Genomic DNA, 17,894 nt, shown 5'->3' with positions numbered 1-17,894 from the left:
GGAGGCCATGACCGACATGCTTGTCGCGCAGAGGCGTGAGCGACTGATCAGTGAGCTGGAGGCGTCCGGCGGTCTGAAGGTCACCAGCCTCGCCGCGCGCCTGGGCGTGTCACGCGCCACTGTCCGGCGGGACCTGGTCGACCTGGAGACCGAGGGCCTGGTGACTCGGGTGCGCGGCGGCGCCATGGTGGCGACGCCGCGCACCGAGGGCCAACAGGCCCAGCCGCGGCAGGCTGTTGAGCCCTCCGGTGCGCTCTCCCAGGCCGCGCCGCCGGAGGACGGCTGCGTGCTGGGGCTGCTGGTCCCCTCGGCGACGTACTACTACCCCCGGGTGGTCGCCGGGGTGCAGGCCGTGGCCGCCGCGCGGGGTGCCCGCGTCGTCATCAGCCTGAGCCACTACGCACAGGACAACGAAGCGGAACGGCTCGAGGAACTCGGTGCCTCCGGCGCGTCGGGACTGCTCGTCGCCTCCCCGGGAGGGCACACACTGCCTCCGGAGACGTACGACCAGCTGCGGGCCACCGGGCTGCCCTTCGTACTGATGGAGCGCCAGCCGGACGACCCCTTCGCACCCTGCGAGTTCGTGGCGACCGACCACCAGCAGGGGGCGTTCGCGGCGGTGCGGCACTTCGTGGAGCTGGGACACGAGAGCGTGGCGCTGTTCACCAACGGCAGCCCCACTGCGGCTCTCCTCCGGGAAGGATACGAAGCGGCGGTCCGGCGGCTCGACCTCGCCCCCGGCGGGCCGGTCCTCGACAGCGGCCGCCCCACGCTCGGTTCCACCGAGGCCGCGCGGTACTACGACCGGTTCATCGAGGAGTGCCTGGCCGAACACACGAAGGCGGCGCTGGTGCACTCCGACCACGACGCGATCGAGCTGATGCGCCGTCTGCGCCTGCGCGGGCTCCGCACCCCCGAGGACCTGGCGCTGATCGCGTACGACGACGAGATCGCCTCACTGGCCGACGTACCGCTGACCGCGATGGCGCCTCCCAAGCACGAGCTCGGCGAGCAGGCCGCGAGAATGCTGCTGGACCGGCTCGGCGCGCCGGACCCGCAGGCCGTCCCCGTCCGCCAACTCCTGCTCCAGCCGTGCCTGAACATCAGGTCGTCCTGCGGAACCGTCCCCCGGGACTGAGAGCTGAGAGGTGAGACACGCCCTGACCTTGGCCGGTGGGACGCACGACGCAATCTTGCCCATCGTGTCCAGCATCCGGGCCTTGGCCTCGGGGTGCGACATAGGTTCTGCGAACTCTGTGCGGACGAAGCCCTGCGGCACCGCAGACCGCCGAAAGCTGACGGCAGTTCCCCGGGCATCGCCCCGAAGTACGTCACGAGCTCGCGGAGCACACGCGGGGAAGAGCCCCCTGAGGCAACTGGGGCAAGGACTCAGCAGAGCTCAGGGGAAGCTCAAGGGATGCCGCACACTCAGCGGAAGAGGCGTGCGGGCAGCAGCCTCTGACTCCGCAGTTCCTCGGCGACGAGGGCGGCGAACTCCGTCGCCCCTCCGGGGTCCGTGTGCGTCGAGTCGCCCTCCACATAGAGGTCCTTGGACGCCTGCTCGCCCAGGCTCTCGACGACCTGCTGCGTCAGGGCGGTCAGGTCGATGACCGGGAGGTCCAGGTCGTCTGCGAGGGAGCGCATCTCGTCGGGGAGGTTCGCCTGGCCGGTGACGTGGAGACCGGTGGGCTGGAGGGTGCCGTCGTCGTTGAACCACCGGCGCACGGTCGGTGTCACGAACACCGGCCGGCCGCCCTTCGCGGATATCCGCTCGGCCATCTCCGTCAGCCGGCTCCGATATTCCCCGGCTGTCGTCTGCTTGTCGTTGTGAGCGAGCTGGATGAGGACCACATCGCCCCGCCGCACCCGTGATTCGACGTTGTCGAAGAGCTCGGGCTTGGCCAGGTAGCTCCCCGTACCCTCGCCGGAGTCGGCGTAGTTGGCGACCGAGCCCCCGCGCTTGAGGAACTGCGGCAGGTGCTGGCCCCAGCCGGCGTATCTCCCGTCGCCGCCCTGGTCACAGACCGTCGAGTCACCGATGAGGAACAGCCGCGGGACCTTGCGCGCGGGGGTGACGTGCAGCTCGGACAGGCGGGGCGCCTTCCCCTCGAACCGCAACTCCAGGCCCGGGCCGCCCTCTTCGTTCTTCGTCGGCTGGCCCTCGGGCTCCCGTACGTTCACCGTGAAGCTGCGACGGAGCCGCTGACCCGCCTCGGTGGGAGTCTCGGCGAGCATCCCACGGTACATCTCCGCCGAGATGCCGGTGCTGCCTGCGGTCTTCCCGCCGATCAGCGCCTTTACCTGGTAGTCGCCCGGGGGTACGTCGAAGTGGCACACGACGGGTGCGCTGCCCCGGCATTCTTCCGGCAGCCCCGGCCGGTTGCCGGAGTCAGCCTGGGCGGGGCCGGTGAGTACGCTGCTGAATGCCGCGCTCAGTAGTGCCGTACCGACGGCACCCCTTCGGAAAGCGCTTGCTGAAACCATGCTCGTCTCCTGTCTTCTTCAGCGGTTGAGTGGCAGGGCCGGGCTGGTGCCCGTCAGTGGTCTCGGCCCGCATCGCGAGGCGCGACGGTGAGCTCCGTGACGTCCCGCAGGACGTAGTCGGCGTCCTCGCGGGAGCGGACATCGACGTTCTCCAGGAGCAGACCGGTGACGTGTGTAGCCTTGAGGCCGTAACGTCCGACGGCGCAGATGTCGATCAGGCGGATGTTCTCGAGACTGCGCTCCGGCAGCCCGGTGAGGTGGATCGCGTTGCCCGCTACGGTCTCCAGGGTGATCCGGCGGAACGTCACGTCCCGGACGGCGGGTGTGCTCTCGTCGAGCCCGGCCTTCGTGCGGGCGTCGACGAGATCGTGGCTGTAGAACTGGTCGATGTTGACCGCGCCGCGGAACCACTTGCCGTCCGTGTGCTCCGGGCTGTGGTTGGTGTACGTGATGTCCTCGAAGCGCACGTTCTCGACGACGGATCCGCGGCCGCGGGGCGCCTTGACGCTCGCGAGGCTGTAGACGCCCTCGAAGGTGCAGTCCCGCACCAGTACGTTGCGCACCCCGCCGGACATCTCGCTGCCGATCGCCACACCGAAACCGCTGCGGAAGCGGCAGTTGGTGATTCGGATGTTCTCCGAGGGCCGGTTGACGCGCCGACCGTCGGTGCCGCAGCCGGACTTGACCGCTATGCAGTCGTCCTGGCTGGCGATCAGGGTGTCGAAGAGGTACACGTGGCTCGATGAGTCCGGGTTGATGCCGTCGCCGTTGACGATGCCGGGATACGGAATCCCGTCCGCGTCGTACTTGGTGTGCACCTGGACGTGGTTGACGCTGACGCCGTCGCAGTAGATGAAGTGGACGCACCAGGCGGGGGAGTGCCGCACCGTGACGTCGAGCAGGTAGACGCCCTCGACGTTGCGGAAGGCAAGCGCACGGCCGGGCGCGCCGACCGCCTCCGCCAGTTCCCTGGGCCGCAGCAGGCTGCCGGAGGCGTCGATCGTGCCGCGGCCGGCGATCGTGACGTTGACCAGCGGCGGGCCGCCAAGGGTGCCCGCGTTGACCAGACTGGCGTAGCTCGGGACCTCCCGGCCCTCCCAGCGGCAGAGCACCTCCGGATAGTCGGCGGGGTCGCCGCTGCCCAGGACGACGCCGCCCTCGTCGACGAGGAGCGTCATATCGCTCTTGAGGAACAGGGCTCCGGTGCGGAACACGCCCCGGGGCACCCGCACCGTACCGCCCGGTGGGCAGGAGTCGACCGCTGTCTGGATCGCGGCCGTGTTGAGCGTCTCGCCGTCGCCGATGGCGCCGAACGCGGTCACCTCCAGGACCGCTCCGGCCGCCGCGGTGGAGACGCGGACCGGTTCGCTGTGCGCGGAGACCGCGCCGCCGCGCAGCACGGCGCGCACGCAGGCCGAGTACATGCGCCCGGGTGCCAGGTCGCGCGCGGTGTAGTCGGTGGCGGAGGTGCTCCCCACGAGCTTTCCGTCGAGGAGCAGTTCGTAGCGGTCGACGTGCTGCCACGCGGGCGGCTTGTCCCACAGGAGCGCGATGCTGCCTTGCGTACGCGCGGCGGGAGGCGAGAACAGGTGTGGTGCCGCCGGGGCGGACGGATCTTCGGCGGCGCTGGTGTCTGGGCCGGTGGCAGTCAATTGTCCCCTTGAGGTCGAACCCAAGGCTATGTAAGCGCTTTAGCCCCAGGATGGCGGCAGCTTCGCTGATCGTCAACGGCCTGAGGTGGAAGCGCTTTAACTCCTGCGGTAGTGATCGATCACTTTCGGTGCGCTGAGCGCTCTATCCTCTGGAGGGGGTAGGTGTCCCTGTGCGGATCGCTGCGGCGGAAGGTGTCGAGGAGAGCCATGACAGACAGCACGGCTCCCGCGGGTGCGGGGAAGAAGCGGCCCACCATCTGGGAGGTCGCCCGGCTGGCCGGAGTGTCCCACCAGACCGTTTCGCGCTACCTCAAGGGCACCACAGGAATGAAACCCGTGACCCGGGAGAAGATCGACCGGGCTATTGCGGAGCTGGATTACCAGCCGGATCTCATCGCTCGCTCCATGAGGACGCGCCGTTCCCACCGCATTGCCGTCGTGCTTCCGGAGCTGACGAGTTTTGTTCCTGTTCCGGTCCTCCGGGGAGCGGCCGCCGCTGCTCACGAAGCGGGCTATACGACCGATGTCCTCGGGCTCGAGGGTGACGAGTCCCGGCGTGCCGAGGGCGCGCTGGCGCTGCTGGAGTCCGGCCGTGCGGAAGGGCTGTTGTCGTTCGCTCCGCTGGCGCGACTGGGAGCGGAGGCGGGCGGCGCACCCAAGCCCGTGCTCGTGTACGGCGAGTACGACGACAACATGCGCTCCCGCGGTCAGCTCGCGGACGGGCGTTTCACCGAGGAGATCATCCGTCACCTTGCCGGCCTGGGCCATCGGTGCTTCCTGCATGTCGCCGGATCCCCGGACTGGGCGTCCGCACGCAACCGGCGTGACGTCTATGTGGACACGATCGCGAAACTCGGACTCGAGTCCTTCGGCGTCGTCGACGGGGACTGGTCGGTGCGTTCCGGATATGAGGCGGCCCGGGATCTGCCTGCGAATTCAGGGGTGACGGCGGTGTTCGCGGCCAACGACTACGTGGCGATGGGAGTTCTCCGGGGCTTCCAGGACCGCGGTGTCCGCGTCCCTGAGGCGATCAGCGTCTTCGGCTGGGACAACGAGCAGTTCACGCAGTACTTCTCGCCGACCATCTCCACGGTGAGCAGCGACCGTGAGGAGCTGGGGCGGCGGGCCATGCTGTCGCTGCTGGCGTTGATCGACGGCAGGCCCCAGCCGGCCGTGCATATCGATGAACTCTTCAGGCTGATCCCGCGCGGCTCCAGCGGGCCCGCTCCCCGCTGACGGTGCTGAAGAGCGATCACCGCATAGCTATTGACGCGAAAGGTGATCGATCACTATTTTGCTGATGGCCCCGCATGTGGACGGCGAGCCGCTTCTCTCCTTCGAGCCCTTCGCCCGCCCGCCGTGGCCCTCGTCAGCCTGCGCTTCTCTCTCCCCCCGCCCAGACCAGCCGCAAGGAAGACTCCCATGCCCAAGTCGGACCAGCCGATCGCGGTGGCGATCGTCGGCGCCGGAAACATCGCCGACGGCATCCACATGCCGGCTCTCCTCGCCCAGCACGAAGTGACGGTCACCGCCGTCCTGGACGTCGACGAAGAACGAGCCCAGGACTTCGCCGCCAAATGGAAGATCGCGGCAGCGCACAGCGACCTGAGCAGCATGCTCACCACAGAGCGCCCTGATCTGGTCGTGGTCTGCACGCCGCCCTTCGCGCACCGCGACGCGGTGATCGCCTGCCTGGACGCCGGAGTCTCCGTATGGTGCGAGAAGCCGCCCACTCTCTCCGTCGCCGAGTACGACGAGATCGCCGCGCATGAACGCGAAGGCGGGCCCTACGTCTCCTACGTCTTCCAGCACCGCTTCGGCTCCGGAGCCCGCGCTCTGCGAGAACACATCCGCGCCGGCACCCTCGGAGTGCCTCTCGTCGGCGTCTGCCACACCCTGTGGTACCGCGACGACGCCTACTACGAAGTGCCCTGGCGCGGCACCTGGCAGAGCGAAGGCGGTGGCCCGGCGATGGGCCACGGCATCCACCAGATGGACATGATGCTCGCCGTCATGGGGGAGTGGACCGAAGTCCGCGCCTCCGCCGCGACGCTCGCCCGCGCGGTGGAAACCGAGGATGTCTCCATGGCGCTGGTCCGCTTCGCCTCCGGAGCCATGGTCTCGGTCATCAACAGCGTGCTCTCTCCCCGCCAAACCAGCTATCTCCGCTTCGACTTCCCCGAGGCCACCGTCGAGTTGAGCCACCTCTACGGCTACGACAACAGCAACTGGACATGGACGCCCGCCCCCCACCGGGCGGACCACACGCCCGAACTCCTGGGCGCGCCGAAGGAGAACGAGGCCAGCTCGCACACCGCCCAACTGGGCCTGCTGTTGCGGGACCTACGGGCCGGTCAGCGCCCGGAGGCAAGCGGAGCGGACGGCAGGCGCGTGCTCGCCTTCATCGCCGCCCTCTACGAGTCGGCCGCCGGCGGCCGTCCCGTCACGCCCGAGACGCTCACACCCGACAACCCCTACTACCACTCCATGAACGGCGATCCGGAGACTGCCGCCCGAGCCCGCACCGGTGAGGAGGCGCTCCATGCCTGACGCACTCTTCGGGACGCGGCGCAGCGACGATGAGACCGAGCTGACCGTCACGGTCGCCGGCACCGACATCGCCCAGTACGTCTACCGGCCGGACACCCCCGACGAGGAGTCCCCCAAGCCCTATCTGCACCCGATCAGGACCCTCTCCGGTGCGCCCGTGAGTGTCTACCGCCCTTGGGACCACCGCTGGCACAAGGGCCTGCAGTTGACCTGGTCGCACCTGTCCGGCGACAACTTCTGGGGCGGACCGACCTTCGAACAGGGCGCCCCGGGCCACGGATACGTCTGGCGGAACAACCACGGAAGTCAGCAGCACAACGTCTTCGACACCTGCGACAGCCAAGGGACGCAGGTGTCCATCCGCCACCAGCTGGACTGGATCTCCTCCACCGGCGGGACATGGATGGACGAGAGGCGCAGCCTGCGCTTCCACAGCGCGGACCTCGCACGCGGAGTGTGGGCCCTGGACTTCGCCACCGATCTCACCAACGTGCACACGGAACCCCTGCGGATGGGCAGCCCCACCACGCACGGGCGGCCGAACGCTGGCTACACCGGGCTTTTCTGGCGCGGGCCCCGCTCGTGGACCGGTGCGGCTCTCCGCGCGGCCGGCGGGCACGAGGGCGATGCCGTCATGGGCGCCGAGGCGGCGTGGGCGGCGATCAGCGGGGAACACGACGACACCGACGGCGCAGGCACCGTCCTCGCCCTCGCCGGTACGTCGTCCGCCTCCGTGCCACTGAAGTGGTTCGCGCGCAGCGAGCCCTTCGCCTGCCTGAACGCCTCACCGGCGTACGACACCGAGATCAAGCTCGCCCCCGGGGAGGCCCTCAGCCTGCGCCATCGCTTCGTCTTCATCGACAGTGCCTGCGAACGCGACGAACTCCAGTGGTTCGCCACGGAGTTCGCCCTGTGACCGCTCCCGCCTCCCTCCCCGCGCCCCTTCCTGACTTCCCCGGATCCGTGGGCCTCAGCCAGTTGCAGGTATATCCGTGGCCGACGGCCGACCTGGAACACGGCGGCTCCCCGCACATGCACCTGACGTGCGCCGAGTGCTACGTCGTCACCGGGGGGCGGGGGCGGCTGCAGACCCTCACCCACGAGGGGCCGCGGACCCATCTGCTCGACCCCGGCGACGTCGTCTGGTTCACCCCGGGCACCATTCACCGCGCGGTCAATGACGACGACCTGCGGGTCCTCATCGTCATGCAGAACAGCGGACTGCCCGAAGCAGGCGATGCCGTCCTGACCTTCCCTCCGGAGTACCTCACGCCGGAGCGCTACCCCGAGGCCGTCGCCATCGACGACGAGGACGGTCGCCCCTGCCCGCAGCGCGCCCGAGCCCGCAGAGACCTGGCCCTGGAGGGGTTCACCGAACTGCGGAGACAGACGGAGGACGGCAACACCTCCGCCCTCGAAGGCTTCCACCGTGCCGCGGTGGCACTCGTCAGGCCGCGGGTCGGCCAGTGGCAGCGCGTGGTCGAGGAGGGAGCGGCAGCCACTGCCGCACGCGCACTCGCGCAGATCGACGCACTGAAGCAGGGTACAGCGGACCACCTGCACCAGGCCGAGGTGACACGCATCGCGGAACCCGCAGCGCAGTCACTGGGCATGTGCGGATTCCTGCGCCCTTACGACTCGGCCCGGCGCTCCGGCGGACCGCACGCGTGACGGACCGTCCAACAACGGGCGGCAGGGCGTGGCACTCATTCGTTCCGGGCCCAACCCGCGGGCAGTGATGTCCAGTTGGCTCCTCCGGGCATCCCCGTGGGGTGTTGCGCTGTGCAGCAACATTTTCGTTGTTGATTAACCCTGACTCAAACTGGCCACCAGGGGCCAGAGGTGGCACGTCAGGCATGTGCAATGCCGTCTTTATCTCTGTATGTACGCAAGTTGTGCCGAGAGTTATGAAGCTAAGAGACTCAACTCGCGCAGTTCTCTTGACTTGCGTCCACTCGCGGGTCGACAGTGCAGTGCGCGTGGCGCCAGGGCCCGTTCCCCCACCAGCGGTCGTCCCGATCCCCGCCCCTTTCGACGTGCTGCCGCCCCCGTTACTTCCCGAGGCGGGTGGCGGCGCCAGCACCCCCACCCCTGGGCCGCGCCGCGCAACTCCGCACGTATGAAGCAACGTTCCCCCCACCCGAAGGGACGGCCCATGGAGAGGTCGCGGCAGAGCGGTCCGGTGGACCGTGGGTCCGAGTCCCGACAGAGATGGCTGAGAAGCCAGGAGGTTTTCATGCCAAGCACACACCGGCGGCGAGTCCGCCGAAGGCCACTCGGCGCAGCGGTCGCGGTCGCGGCACTGGTCGCCAGCGCCGTGCTCCTGGGCCCCGCGTCGGCTGATCCCGCGTCAACCGGCCAGTCGTCCCGAACCCCGACCTCGACCGACGCGGTGCAGGCGACGCGCCCGATGGAGAACCTCGACCGTGGGGTCGTGGCAGTGCGCTCCAGCGAGACCGATGTGTTCGTCTCCTGGCGGCTCCTGGGCCTGGACCCGGAGGACATCGGCTTCCACGTCGAGCGCGCGACGGGCGACGGTGACTGGAAGCGGATCAACGACGACGTCCTGACCGGCGGTACCAACTTCGAGGACTCCGAGGCCGACCTGAGCGAGGAGAACCGCTATCGGGTTGTTCCCGTCGTCGACGGCGAAGTGCAGGAACCCAGCGGCGCGTTCACACTGGACGCCGACCACGCCGAGGAGCCGGTGGTCCGCGTCCCGCTGCGCGACGGTGACCAGATCAAGTTCTCCTGGGTCGGTGACCTCACCGGCGACGGCGAGTACGACTACCTTGTCCTCCGGAACGCGCCACGGCCCGGGCAGAAGCTGGAAGCGTACGCCAGCGACGGCGAGTTCCTCTGGGAGGTCGACATGGGGCCGAACAGCTCGGACTCCGGGTCGGCCACGCTCGGGACCGGCCACTGGGACGGCGCCACCGTCTACGACTTCGACAGCGACGGCACCGCCGAGGTCGCCGTGCGTGTCGCCGACGGGGTCACCTTCGGCGACGGCAGCGTGCACTCCGAGGAGGACGACGTCCACCAGTCCATCGCGATCCTGGACGGCGAGACCGGAGCGCCCCGGGCCACGGGGCCCGTGCCGGACGACTACATCGAGACAGGTCCGATGAACGCCCGCTTCGCCGTGGGCTACCTCGACGGCACCACGCCGAGCCTGGTCGCCTACCAGAAGAACCGAAAGTCGGACGGCTCCTTCAACCTCGTCATATCCGCCTGGAACTTCGAGGGGAAGGACCTGACCCGGCAGTGGAAGTGGCTGCGCGGGAACCAGGACGCCGCCGACGGTCACAACACCCGCGTCATCGACGTGGACGGTGACGGCGACGACGAGGTCGCCGAGATCGGGTTCGTGCTCGACGGCGACGGCACCATGCTCTACTCGCTCGCAGACCAAGGCGTCGTGCACGGCGACCGCTTCCACATCGCCGACATGGACCCGGACCGGCCGGGTCTCGAGGGCTACGGTGTGCAGCAGAACCAGGCCGACGGCCTGCGGGAGTACTACTACGACGCCAGCGACGGCACCATGCTCTGGCAGCACGTCGAGGACGGCGAAGGCGACGTCGGGCGCGGCATGGCCGGCGACATCGACTCCCGCCACCCCGGCATGGAAGCATGGTCTTTCTCCGGTCTCTACAATGCGCCCACCGACGAGCTGATCCAGGACCCGGACGACGCTCCGTGGCCTGAACTGGGCATCTGGTGGGATGGTGACCCCATGCTGGAGCTGCTCAGTGACGGCAAGTTCGAGAACTGGGCCCCGGACGGCTCACAGCGGCAGCTGACCACCTGGCACTACGGCGCGACCAACGTGGGCCAGGGCAATCCGACGATGGTCGGTGACGTCTTCGGCGACTGGCGTGAGGAAGCCCTCTACGTCAACGGGGACCACAACGAACTGATCATCTTCACGACGGACCACGCGACGGACACCCGGCTCTACACCCTGCCGCACAACCCGGGCTACCGGAACGACATGACCGTCAAGGGGTACATGCAGTCGCACCACGTCGACTACTTCATCGGCGACGGCATGGAGCAGCCGCCGCGGCCGGACATCAGCTACGTGGAAGCCTCAGCTGACTAACACCGCCACGGTGTGGGCCCGTCATGGCCGGTTTCTGGGGCGGTGGCGGGCCGTGGGCAGCGGGATCGGCTCGGGCCCGGGGACGACCGTGTTGGAGAGTGCCGATGCCTTCCACGGTGAGGGTGACGGTGTCGCCGGGCTGGAGGGGCGGGGACGTCCGCTCGCCCCGTACGCCCCACAGTTCGGCCAGGCAGCCGCCGTTGCCGCAGGTGCCTGAGCCGAGCACGTCACCGGGCATGACCCGGGTGCCACGTGAGGCATAGGCCACCATCTCCTCGAAGGTCCAGCTCATGTTGGACAGCAGGTCGGTGCCGACGACCTGTCCGTTGATCTCGGCGGTCAGGGCGAGTTCCAGCAGTCCGTCGGCGTTCCGGTACGGCTCCAGTTCGTCTGCGGTGACCAGGTACGGTCCGAGGGCGGCGGCGGTGTCCTTGCCCAGTACGCCGCAACGGCGGCGCTCCTCCTGAAGGTAGGTGGCGAATCGCATGGGGCTCCGTAGGAGGGAGGGGGCGAGCGGGCGAGTCACACGGGCGGGGCGACGAAGCAGCTGCGGTCGATGTCGTTGAAGGACTCCTTGGCGATGAGTTCGTTCATCGGGTTGGCGGTGCCCCACTGGTCGGTGACCTCCGGCTGGGAGAAGTCGTAGACGTGCGGGTGCCAGGTGTCCTCGTCGAGCTCCTCCAGTTCGGTGGTGTACTCGACGGTGTTGCCGTGCGGGTCGAGGAAGTACGTGAAGGTGTTGTCGCCCGCCACGTGGCGGCCGGGGCCCCAGACCTTGCGGAACCCGGCGCGCATGACCCGGCCGGAGCCGCGCATGTACTCGTCGATGCCCCTCATCTCGAACGAGACGTGGTGCAGCGAGGTGTGCGGCCCCTTGGCGAGGGCCATGGAGTGGTGCTGGGAGCTGATCCGCATGAAGTGCATGACCTCGCCCATGTGCGGCGAGCTGAGGGTGTCGGACAGCGCGAAGCCGAGGTGCCGCTCGTACCAGGCACGAGTGCGATCCAGATCGGGGGAGTTGAGGACGACGTGGGAGAGGCGGACGGGGACGGACTCCTTCTCCTCGACGCGGCGGTGCCGGCGCGCCCGGACGTCGGCGGAGACCTCGACGGTGCGGCCGTCGACATCGAAGAAGCGGAATCCGTAGCCGCCGCCCGGGGTCTTCACCTCTCCCGGCCGGGTGATCAGCTGGACGTCACCCGCGAGGAGGCGTTCGGCGAGGGTGTCCACGTCCTGCTGGGTCGCGGCGCCGTACGACACGAGATCGAGGCGCTTCTCGTCGGCCCGGCCGCTTCCGGCCGGGCTGCCGGTGAGTACCAGGTCGCCGGGGAGAAGCCGGGCGGTCTGCGAGACGTACGACACCATCCGCGCGACCGAGAAGACCATGTCCTTGGTGGACTCGTCCTGCATGGTTTCACCGTTGAGCCGCAGTGTCAGCCGCAGGTCGCCCGGGTCGCCGACCGACCCGGCCGGGATGAGCCAGGGGCCGAGCGGGGTGAAGCCGGGGGCGTTCTTGGAGCGCAGCCAGTCGGTCCCGATCGGCGGCATGTCGCGGCGGAAGACACCGGCCCGGTCGGTGAGGTCGTTGGCGATCGTGTAGCCCGCGACGTCCTCCAGTGCTTCCTCGGGGAGACGCGGTGGGCGGGGCGGGAGATCACCGCCGCCAGCTCCAGTTCCCAGTCCGGCTGGGCGCACCACGCGGGCAGGACGACCTCGTCGTAGGGGCCGGTGAGCGAGGTCGGCAGGCCGATGAAGACGTACGGCAGGTCGTCGGCGGCCCGCCGGTTCATGATCTCGGCTGCCTCGGCGCGCAGTTCCTCCTCGCTCCTGCGGTCGTCGGGGGAGCGGTGGGCGACGTGCAGGTCGATGACATGGCGGCGGTAGTTGGCGCCGGACTGCCGCGAACGGGCCGCCGAACAGCGGGGCGGGGAGCGAAGAGGAAAGAGGCATGGGATCGGCTGCGGGTTTCTCTCTCCATCGACGGCATGGATGCAGGTGCTGATGGACAGCACGTGCCGATGGATGCGGGAGGGGATGCGGTGAACCTCGCCAAACTGGACCTCAATCTGGTGAGCGCCCTGCGCGCCCTGCTGGAGGAGCGCAGCGTCACCCGCGCCGGGCAGCGCAACGGGCTCAGCCAGCCGGCGATGAGCGCCGCCCTGGCGCGCCTGCGCCGCCACTTCGACGACGACCTGCTCGCCCGGGACGGCGGCCAGTACGCGCTCACCCCGCTCGGCCAGGTGCTCCTCGACCGCACCACCACCGCATGCGCCCTGCTGGAGCGGGTCTTCACCAGCCAGGCGGACTTCGACCCGGGGCGCGAGGCCCACGAGTTCACCGTCATCGCCTCCGACTACGCGGTGGCCGTCATCGGCGCCGAGCTGGTCCGCCTCGTCCACCGGGAGGCCCCCGGCATCCGGCTGCGGTTCCAGCAGGTGCCCGCCGACATCGACGAAAGCACGGGGGCGCGGCTGGGCACGGTCGACGGCATGCTGAGGCCGCACGGTGTGGTCAGCGGCTTTCCCGCCACCGACCTGTACGACGACCGCTGGGTCTTCGTGGTCGCCACCGACCACCCCGAGATCGGCGACCAGCTCACCATCGACGACCTCCAGCGCCTGCCCTGGGTGATCTACCAGCGTACCTACGACGCCCCCGCGGTACGGCAGCCCCACCCTGGACTTCATCGGCCTGGAGAACTTCCGCGCCATCTGGCAGGACGAGGCGGCCCGTTCGGCCGTCACCAACACGCTGCTGGTCGCGCTCGCTATCACCGTCGTGCAGAACGGCATCGGGCTGCTGCTCGCCCTGGGCGTCAACTCCCGCATCCGCAGCCGGAACGTGCTGCGCGTCTTCTTCTTCGCACCGGCCGTCATCACCCCGGTCGTCACGGCCTACCTGTGGAAGTACCTCTACGCCCCCGAGGGCGCGATCAACGCCCTGCTGGAGGCGATCGGCCTGGGCTCCCTGAGCCAGGACTGGCTCGGCGACCCGTCGATCGCCCTGTGGTCCGTGGTCGCCGTCATCATCTGGCAGTTCGCCGGATACTCCATGGTCATCTTCCTGGCCGGGCTGCAGAGCATCCCCCAGGAGATCTACGAGGCCGCCGACATCGACGGCGCCGGTCCCCTGCGCCGCTTCTGGTGCGTCGTACGGCCCGTGCTCGCCCCGGCCATCACCATCAACCTCACGCTGTCTCTCATCGGCGGCCTGAAACTCTTCGACCAGGTCTGGGTGATGACCCAGGGCGGCCCCGGCGGCTCCACCGACACCCTCTCCACAGTGATCTACCGGCAGGCGTTCCAGTTCAACGAGTTCGCCTACAGCATCGCCCTCGCCGTCGTCCTCACCGTGTTCGTCGCCCTCTTCAGCTACGTCCAGTACGGCTGGCTCAAGAGGCAGGAGAAGTCCGCGTGAAGCGCTACACCTGGCGCACCGGCGTGTGGAGGCCGTCACCGGTCGCCCCGCCGACCAGCCCCACCCTGAACAACTACGCCGACGCCTGGCAGTTGGCGGGTCTGGGGCAGGCGCTGCTGCACAGCCTGCTGGTGACCCTCGGCAGTGTGCTGTTCCTCGTGGTGCTGTCCTCGATGGCCGCCTACCCGCTCGCCCGCTCCACCCGTTCCTGGTCCAAGGGCGCCTTCCTGCTCTTCATGACCGGACTGCTGCTGCCCTTCCAACTGGCCCTGATCCCGCTCTACCAGACGATGCGGGACCTCGGACTGCTGGGAAACCCACTGGCACTCGTGATCTTCTACATCGGCCTCCAGATGCCGTTCTCCGTCTTCCTGTACACCGGCTTCCCGCGGGCCCTCGACCGCGGCTACGAGGAGGCCGCCCTCACGGACGGCTGCGGCCCGCTACGCGCCCTCTTCCATGTGGTGCTGCCCCTGATGCGGCCCGTCACCGGCACCGTGGTCATCCTCAACGTCATCTTCGTCTGGAACGACTTCCTCACCCCGCTGCTCTACCTCAGCGGCACCGACCGCCAGACCGTGCCCGTCGCCCTGTTCGGCTTCGTCGGCCAGTACGACTCGCGCTGGCCCATGGTCTTCGCCGCGCTCGTCATCGGCATCGCGACCGGCACCCCCGCCGGCGTCGGGCCCCTCCACCACGGCGACCGCGTCGTCGTGGAGGTCGAACGGATCGGCAGGCTGGAGGTCGGCGTCGATGGCTCCCGCGCCACCCCGTACGACGAACGCCCCGGCCGCCGCACCGCCCCCTAACCTCCCTCTGACGCGCCAGCCGCCCCCTGCTCGTGCTGACGATCGCCCTTCGAGGCTGAGGACGGCCTCAAGCGGGCGGTCAGGAAGGCGAGGATCTCGTCCTTGGCCCTCAGCGTGGGATGTCCCTCCTCGTCGACGAGATGGGCGGTGACGACGCTGTGGGGGGTGCCGACCACGTCGCGGAAGAACGGGGGCGGGTCGGCGTGGGCAGACCTGCCCGGAAGGACGCGCCCGTCGAAGGCGTCGCCAAGGAGTGCTTGGTAGGCGGCGAAGCGCCGGCCGGTGCACCAGCGGTCACCGTCGAAGCGGTACCCGAGGACCTTCAGCCCATCGCGTGCGATGCGGTCCCGGACGGTGCGCGCGTCCTCTTCGCTGATCTCGAGTCCGGCGGGGTCGTCCAGCGGCAGTGACGGGTGGTTGACAACTGGCGCGATGACGGCCGGCTCCATCGCCATCGTGAGGGCGAAGTTACCGGTGAAGCACAGCCCGAGGGCGCCGACTCCCGGACCGCCGCACTCGGCGTGGGCTTGGCGTGCGAGCCCGCGCAGCCACGCCGTGACGGGGCTGGTGCCGCCCCCGGCGAACGCACGGAACTCGGCACTGACGCATGCGCGGCGGGCAACCTCCTTACCGTTCTCGGTCGTCGGGTAGGCACCGTCGGTCCCGAAGAGTGAAGGGACGTAGACGGTGAAGCCCGCATCCCGCACCCACCGTGCCAGCCGGAGGACGTCGGGGCTGATGCCGGGCATCTCCGGCATCACCACGACGGCCGGTCCGGAACCGGCGGTGTACACCGTCTTCACCACCCCGTCCACGTCCGTGAGGCGGCGTGAGAAGTCCGTGATCGCGTCGTCAAGACGCCCGTTGGCAGCGCTCATGGGGACAGCGTGCGGGATGTGCCCGTGCACGGGTATGGGCCGGATCGCCAAGCACGGGGGTAATCTCGCCACAGCCACGGCGGTGAGGAGGCGAGCGTGAGCGCGCTGCGGGTTGGGGTCCTGGCCTATCCGGGCTGCTTCGCGTCCGAGGTGTTCGGCGTGCCCGACCTCCTGACGATGGCCACGCACGTTGCCGGCCCGGACCGCGCCGGATACGAGGTGTCGGTTGTCTCGCCTCGCCGCCGAGTCGCCGCATCGGGTGGTGTGGAGTTGGCCGTCTCACCGCTCTGCGAGGTGGACGTCCTTGTCGTGCCGGGGTTCGAGCTCGTGCCGGGCCTCGACATGGACGCGAAGCTCGCGCCTCTCGCCCCCGAAATTGCGGCGATCCGCTCCCACGCGGCCGCGGGCAAGGCCGTCGTCTCCCTCTGTGTCGGTGCGTTCCTGCTCGGCGAGGCAGGGCTTCTCGACCGACGCCGGGCCACGACGGCATGGCTGCTCACGGACGAGCTGGCCCGGCGCTGTCCGAGCTGCGATGTCCGCCCCGAACGCCTTGTCGTCACCGACCAGGGAGTGACGACGACGGCGGCCTTCAGCGCCATGTACGACTTCGCGCTGGAGCTGATCCGTGAGCACAGCGGTGCGGGCGTGGCACGGACAACCGCGCGGGTGGCGCTCGTCGACGACGCACGCTCGTCCCAGACGCCGTACGTGGACGCGCGGCTTCTTCCGCAGCCCGGAGACGAGTTCTCCCGCCGGGTCATGCGGCAGCTCGACCAGAACCTCTCCGCCCGGTACGACCTCGGGGCGTTGTCGGAGACGTTCCACGTCAGCACGCGGACGCTGCTGCGGCGCTTCGCGGACGAGACCGGCAGGAGTCCCCTCGCATACCTGCAGTCCTCGCGCGTCCGCCGTGCCCGCCACCTCCTGGAGACCACGGACCAAACCGTCGCCGGCATCTCCACCGCGGTCGGGTACCGGGACTCGGGAACCTTCGCTGCCCTCTTCGCCAGGCACACCGGACGGCGCCCCAGGGACTACCGCGCAAGCTTCCGGCGTGCGCGGGCGACGACGGGGGTGGTGGCAGCGGATGGAGGAGAGCAGCTCTGAGGGACCTCACTCCGGGCGCGCCACGCGCACTTCCACGCCGCTGGCCTGCAGGGCGTCCAGGTCGGTCGCCGATATACCGGCGTCGACGATGACGAGGTCGAAGGCGGTGACGGGTGCGAGCTGGTAGAGGCCGCGGCGTTGGAACTTGGTGTGGTCGGCCAGCAGCACCTTGTGGTCACAGGCTTCCATGAGGGCTCGTTTCACTCCCACGGTCTCCTGGGACTGGTGGTAGCAGTGGCCGCGGGTGATGGCGGTCGTGGAGACGAACAGCGTGTCCGCGCGCAGGGTGTTGGCGGCGTCGATGGTCCGGATGCCCAGGAAGGCGTCGTAGGCGGGATAGTACGCGCCGCCGAGGGTGATGAGCTCGATTCCCGGACTGCCGGCGAGCACCTGGATCACGGGTACGAAGTTGGTGATGACCGTCAACGGCGCACGCTGCGAGAGCAGTCCGGCGAGCGCGAGGGCGGTGGTGCTGTCATCGATGATGAGGGACTGTCCGGGCTTGACGAGACGGAGTGCGGCACGGGCGAGTGCGCTCTTCTCCTCTGCCATGGCCTGGGTGCGGTGCCGGATGTCGCCGTGGAACGCCGTCGACGGTTGTGCGGTCGCCCCGCCGCGGACCTTTCTCAGCCACCCCTTGCCCTGGAGGTAGTCGAGATCGCGGCGGATGGTCATCGGGGTCACGCCCAACTCGTCGGCGAGCCTCTCGATGCGGACGAAGCCTTCGTCGACGACGCGGCTCTTGATCTGCTCACGCCTGTCGTGCGGTCCTCGTCCGCCTCTGTCCTGGGCGGCCGGATCTTTGCCTTCCTCCATGGATTCCCCCTGTTCCCTTTCTGTTAACGGAACACATGTGGGCGGTGCCGGTTTCGCCCCATCCGCTACGTGT

General features: G+C 69.2%; 13 protein-coding genes and 4 pseudogenes. 10 read left to right on the top strand and 7 right to left on the bottom strand.

Annotated features, from left to right (window positions below; genetic code table 11):
• The first annotated feature begins 7 nt into the window (after window positions 1-7).
• Window positions 8-1,138, top strand: coding sequence for a substrate-binding domain-containing protein (locus LHJ74_RS16955; protein WP_260218873.1), 1,131 nt, complete (start codon window positions 8-10; stop codon window positions 1,136-1,138).
• Window positions 1,139-1,428: 290 nt separating this feature from the next.
• Here the strand turns inward: LHJ74_RS16955 and LHJ74_RS16950 are convergent, their stop codons facing one another.
• Entirely contained in the window at window positions 1,429-2,484 is a 1,056-nt protein-coding gene (locus LHJ74_RS16950; RefSeq protein WP_260218872.1) for a rhamnogalacturonan acetylesterase, read from the bottom strand.
• 53 nt (window positions 2,485-2,537) lie between these two features.
• The gene (locus LHJ74_RS16945) at window positions 2,538-4,136 is read right to left on the bottom strand and encodes a glycosyl hydrolase family 28 protein (protein WP_260218871.1); all 1,599 of its coding nucleotides are present in this window, start codon (window positions 4,134-4,136) and stop codon (window positions 2,538-2,540) included.
• Between the two features lie 207 nt (window positions 4,137-4,343).
• Between LHJ74_RS16945 and LHJ74_RS16940 the strand changes: the two genes are divergently transcribed.
• The 5 genes from LHJ74_RS16940 to LHJ74_RS16920 all read left to right on the top strand — a co-directional run bounded on the left by LHJ74_RS16940 (window position 4,344) and on the right by LHJ74_RS16920 (window position 10,794).
• Window positions 4,344-5,372 (top strand): LacI family DNA-binding transcriptional regulator, encoded by a 1,029-nt coding sequence (locus LHJ74_RS16940; protein WP_260218870.1) that lies wholly within the window; start codon window positions 4,344-4,346, stop codon window positions 5,370-5,372.
• A 186-nt stretch (window positions 5,373-5,558) separates the two neighbouring features.
• The gene (locus LHJ74_RS16935; RefSeq protein WP_260218869.1) at window positions 5,559-6,686 is read left to right on the top strand and encodes a Gfo/Idh/MocA family protein; all 1,128 of its coding nucleotides are present in this window, start codon (window positions 5,559-5,561) and stop codon (window positions 6,684-6,686) included.
• A complete protein-coding gene (locus LHJ74_RS16930) occupies window positions 6,679-7,602 on the top strand; it encodes a DUF6807 domain-containing protein (protein WP_260218868.1) in 924 nt (307 codons plus the stop codon). Before LHJ74_RS16935 ends, LHJ74_RS16930 begins: the two co-directional genes overlap by 8 nt.
• Window positions 7,599-8,357, top strand: coding sequence for a cupin domain-containing protein (locus LHJ74_RS16925; protein WP_260218867.1), 759 nt, complete (start codon window positions 7,599-7,601; stop codon window positions 8,355-8,357). Before LHJ74_RS16930 ends, LHJ74_RS16925 begins: the two co-directional genes overlap by 4 nt.
• 565 nt (window positions 8,358-8,922) lie before the next feature.
• Window positions 8,923-10,794 (top strand): rhamnogalacturonan lyase family protein, encoded by a 1,872-nt coding sequence (locus LHJ74_RS16920; protein WP_260218866.1) that lies wholly within the window; start codon window positions 8,923-8,925, stop codon window positions 10,792-10,794.
• A gap of 21 nt (window positions 10,795-10,815) precedes the next feature.
• Here LHJ74_RS16920 and LHJ74_RS16915 read toward each other — a convergent pair.
• The 3 pseudogenes from LHJ74_RS16915 to LHJ74_RS16905 all read right to left on the bottom strand — a co-directional run.
• Window positions 10,816-11,230 (bottom strand): annotated as a pseudogene (locus LHJ74_RS16915) (fumarylacetoacetate hydrolase family protein); the annotation flags it as partial.
• Window positions 11,231-11,316: 86 nt separating this feature from the next.
• Window positions 11,317-12,081: pseudogene (locus LHJ74_RS16910) on the bottom strand (VOC family protein); the annotation flags it as partial.
• Window positions 12,082-12,692, bottom strand: a pseudogene (locus LHJ74_RS16905) (fumarylacetoacetate hydrolase family protein); the annotation flags it as partial.
• 141 nt (window positions 12,693-12,833) lie between these two features.
• On the opposite strand from LHJ74_RS16905, the pseudogene LHJ74_RS16900 reads away from it, so the two are divergent.
• The 3 genes and pseudogenes from LHJ74_RS16900 to LHJ74_RS16890 all read left to right on the top strand — a co-directional run.
• Window positions 12,834-13,463: pseudogene (locus tag LHJ74_RS16900) on the top strand (LysR family transcriptional regulator); the annotation flags it as partial.
• A gap of 109 nt (window positions 13,464-13,572) precedes the next feature.
• Complete coding sequence (locus LHJ74_RS16895) at window positions 13,573-14,211, top strand: carbohydrate ABC transporter permease (protein WP_260218865.1); 639 nt, start codon at window positions 13,573-13,575, stop codon at window positions 14,209-14,211.
• The gene (locus LHJ74_RS16890) at window positions 14,208-15,020 is read left to right on the top strand and encodes a carbohydrate ABC transporter permease (RefSeq protein ID WP_260219038.1); all 813 of its coding nucleotides are present in this window, start codon (window positions 14,208-14,210) and stop codon (window positions 15,018-15,020) included. Before LHJ74_RS16895 ends, LHJ74_RS16890 begins: the two co-directional genes overlap by 4 nt.
• Here the strand turns inward: LHJ74_RS16890 and LHJ74_RS16885 are convergent.
• Entirely contained in the window at window positions 15,017-15,898 is an 882-nt protein-coding gene (locus tag LHJ74_RS16885) for a dienelactone hydrolase family protein (RefSeq protein WP_260218864.1), read from the bottom strand. The two genes, LHJ74_RS16890 and LHJ74_RS16885, sit on opposite strands and share 4 nt — an antisense overlap.
• Before the next feature lie 96 nt (window positions 15,899-15,994).
• On the opposite strand from LHJ74_RS16885, the gene LHJ74_RS16880 reads away from it, so the two are divergent.
• Window positions 15,995-17,005: a GlxA family transcriptional regulator gene (locus tag LHJ74_RS16880; RefSeq protein ID WP_260218863.1), complete on the top strand. Its 1,011-nt coding sequence runs from the start codon at window positions 15,995-15,997 to the stop codon at window positions 17,003-17,005.
• A gap of 6 nt (window positions 17,006-17,011) precedes the next feature.
• On the opposite strand, the gene LHJ74_RS16875 is transcribed toward LHJ74_RS16880, so the two are convergent.
• Complete coding sequence (locus tag LHJ74_RS16875; protein WP_260218862.1) at window positions 17,012-17,821, bottom strand: DeoR/GlpR family DNA-binding transcription regulator; 810 nt, start codon at window positions 17,819-17,821, stop codon at window positions 17,012-17,014.
• Between the last annotated feature and the right edge of the window lie 73 nt (window positions 17,822-17,894).

Source organism: Streptomyces gossypii (assembly GCF_025165795.1).
Lineage (GTDB): Bacteria > Actinomycetota > Actinomycetes > Streptomycetales > Streptomycetaceae > Streptomyces > Streptomyces gossypii.
The sequence above is the reverse complement of the archived record's forward strand: the minus strand, read 5'-3'. Positions and strand labels throughout refer to the sequence as shown.

Coding starts and splice junctions, on each gene's coding strand:
- LHJ74_RS16950 (WP_260218872.1), bottom strand. CDS start 2,484: ATGGTTTCAGCAAGCGCTTTCCGAAGGGGTGCCGTCGGTACGGCACTA.
- LHJ74_RS16955 (WP_260218873.1), top strand. CDS start 8: ATGACCGACATGCTTGTCGCGCAGAGGCGTGAGCGACTGATCAGTGAG.
- LHJ74_RS16940 (WP_260218870.1), top strand. CDS start 4,344: ATGACAGACAGCACGGCTCCCGCGGGTGCGGGGAAGAAGCGGCCCACC.
- LHJ74_RS16930 (WP_260218868.1), top strand. CDS start 6,679: ATGCCTGACGCACTCTTCGGGACGCGGCGCAGCGACGATGAGACCGAG.
- LHJ74_RS16885 (WP_260218864.1), bottom strand. CDS start 15,898: ATGAGCGCTGCCAACGGGCGTCTTGACGACGCGATCACGGACTTCTCA.
- LHJ74_RS16875 (WP_260218862.1), bottom strand. CDS start 17,821: ATGGAGGAAGGCAAAGATCCGGCCGCCCAGGACAGAGGCGGACGAGGA.
- LHJ74_RS16935 (WP_260218869.1), top strand. CDS start 5,559: ATGCCCAAGTCGGACCAGCCGATCGCGGTGGCGATCGTCGGCGCCGGA.
- LHJ74_RS16920 (WP_260218866.1), top strand. CDS start 8,923: ATGCCAAGCACACACCGGCGGCGAGTCCGCCGAAGGCCACTCGGCGCA.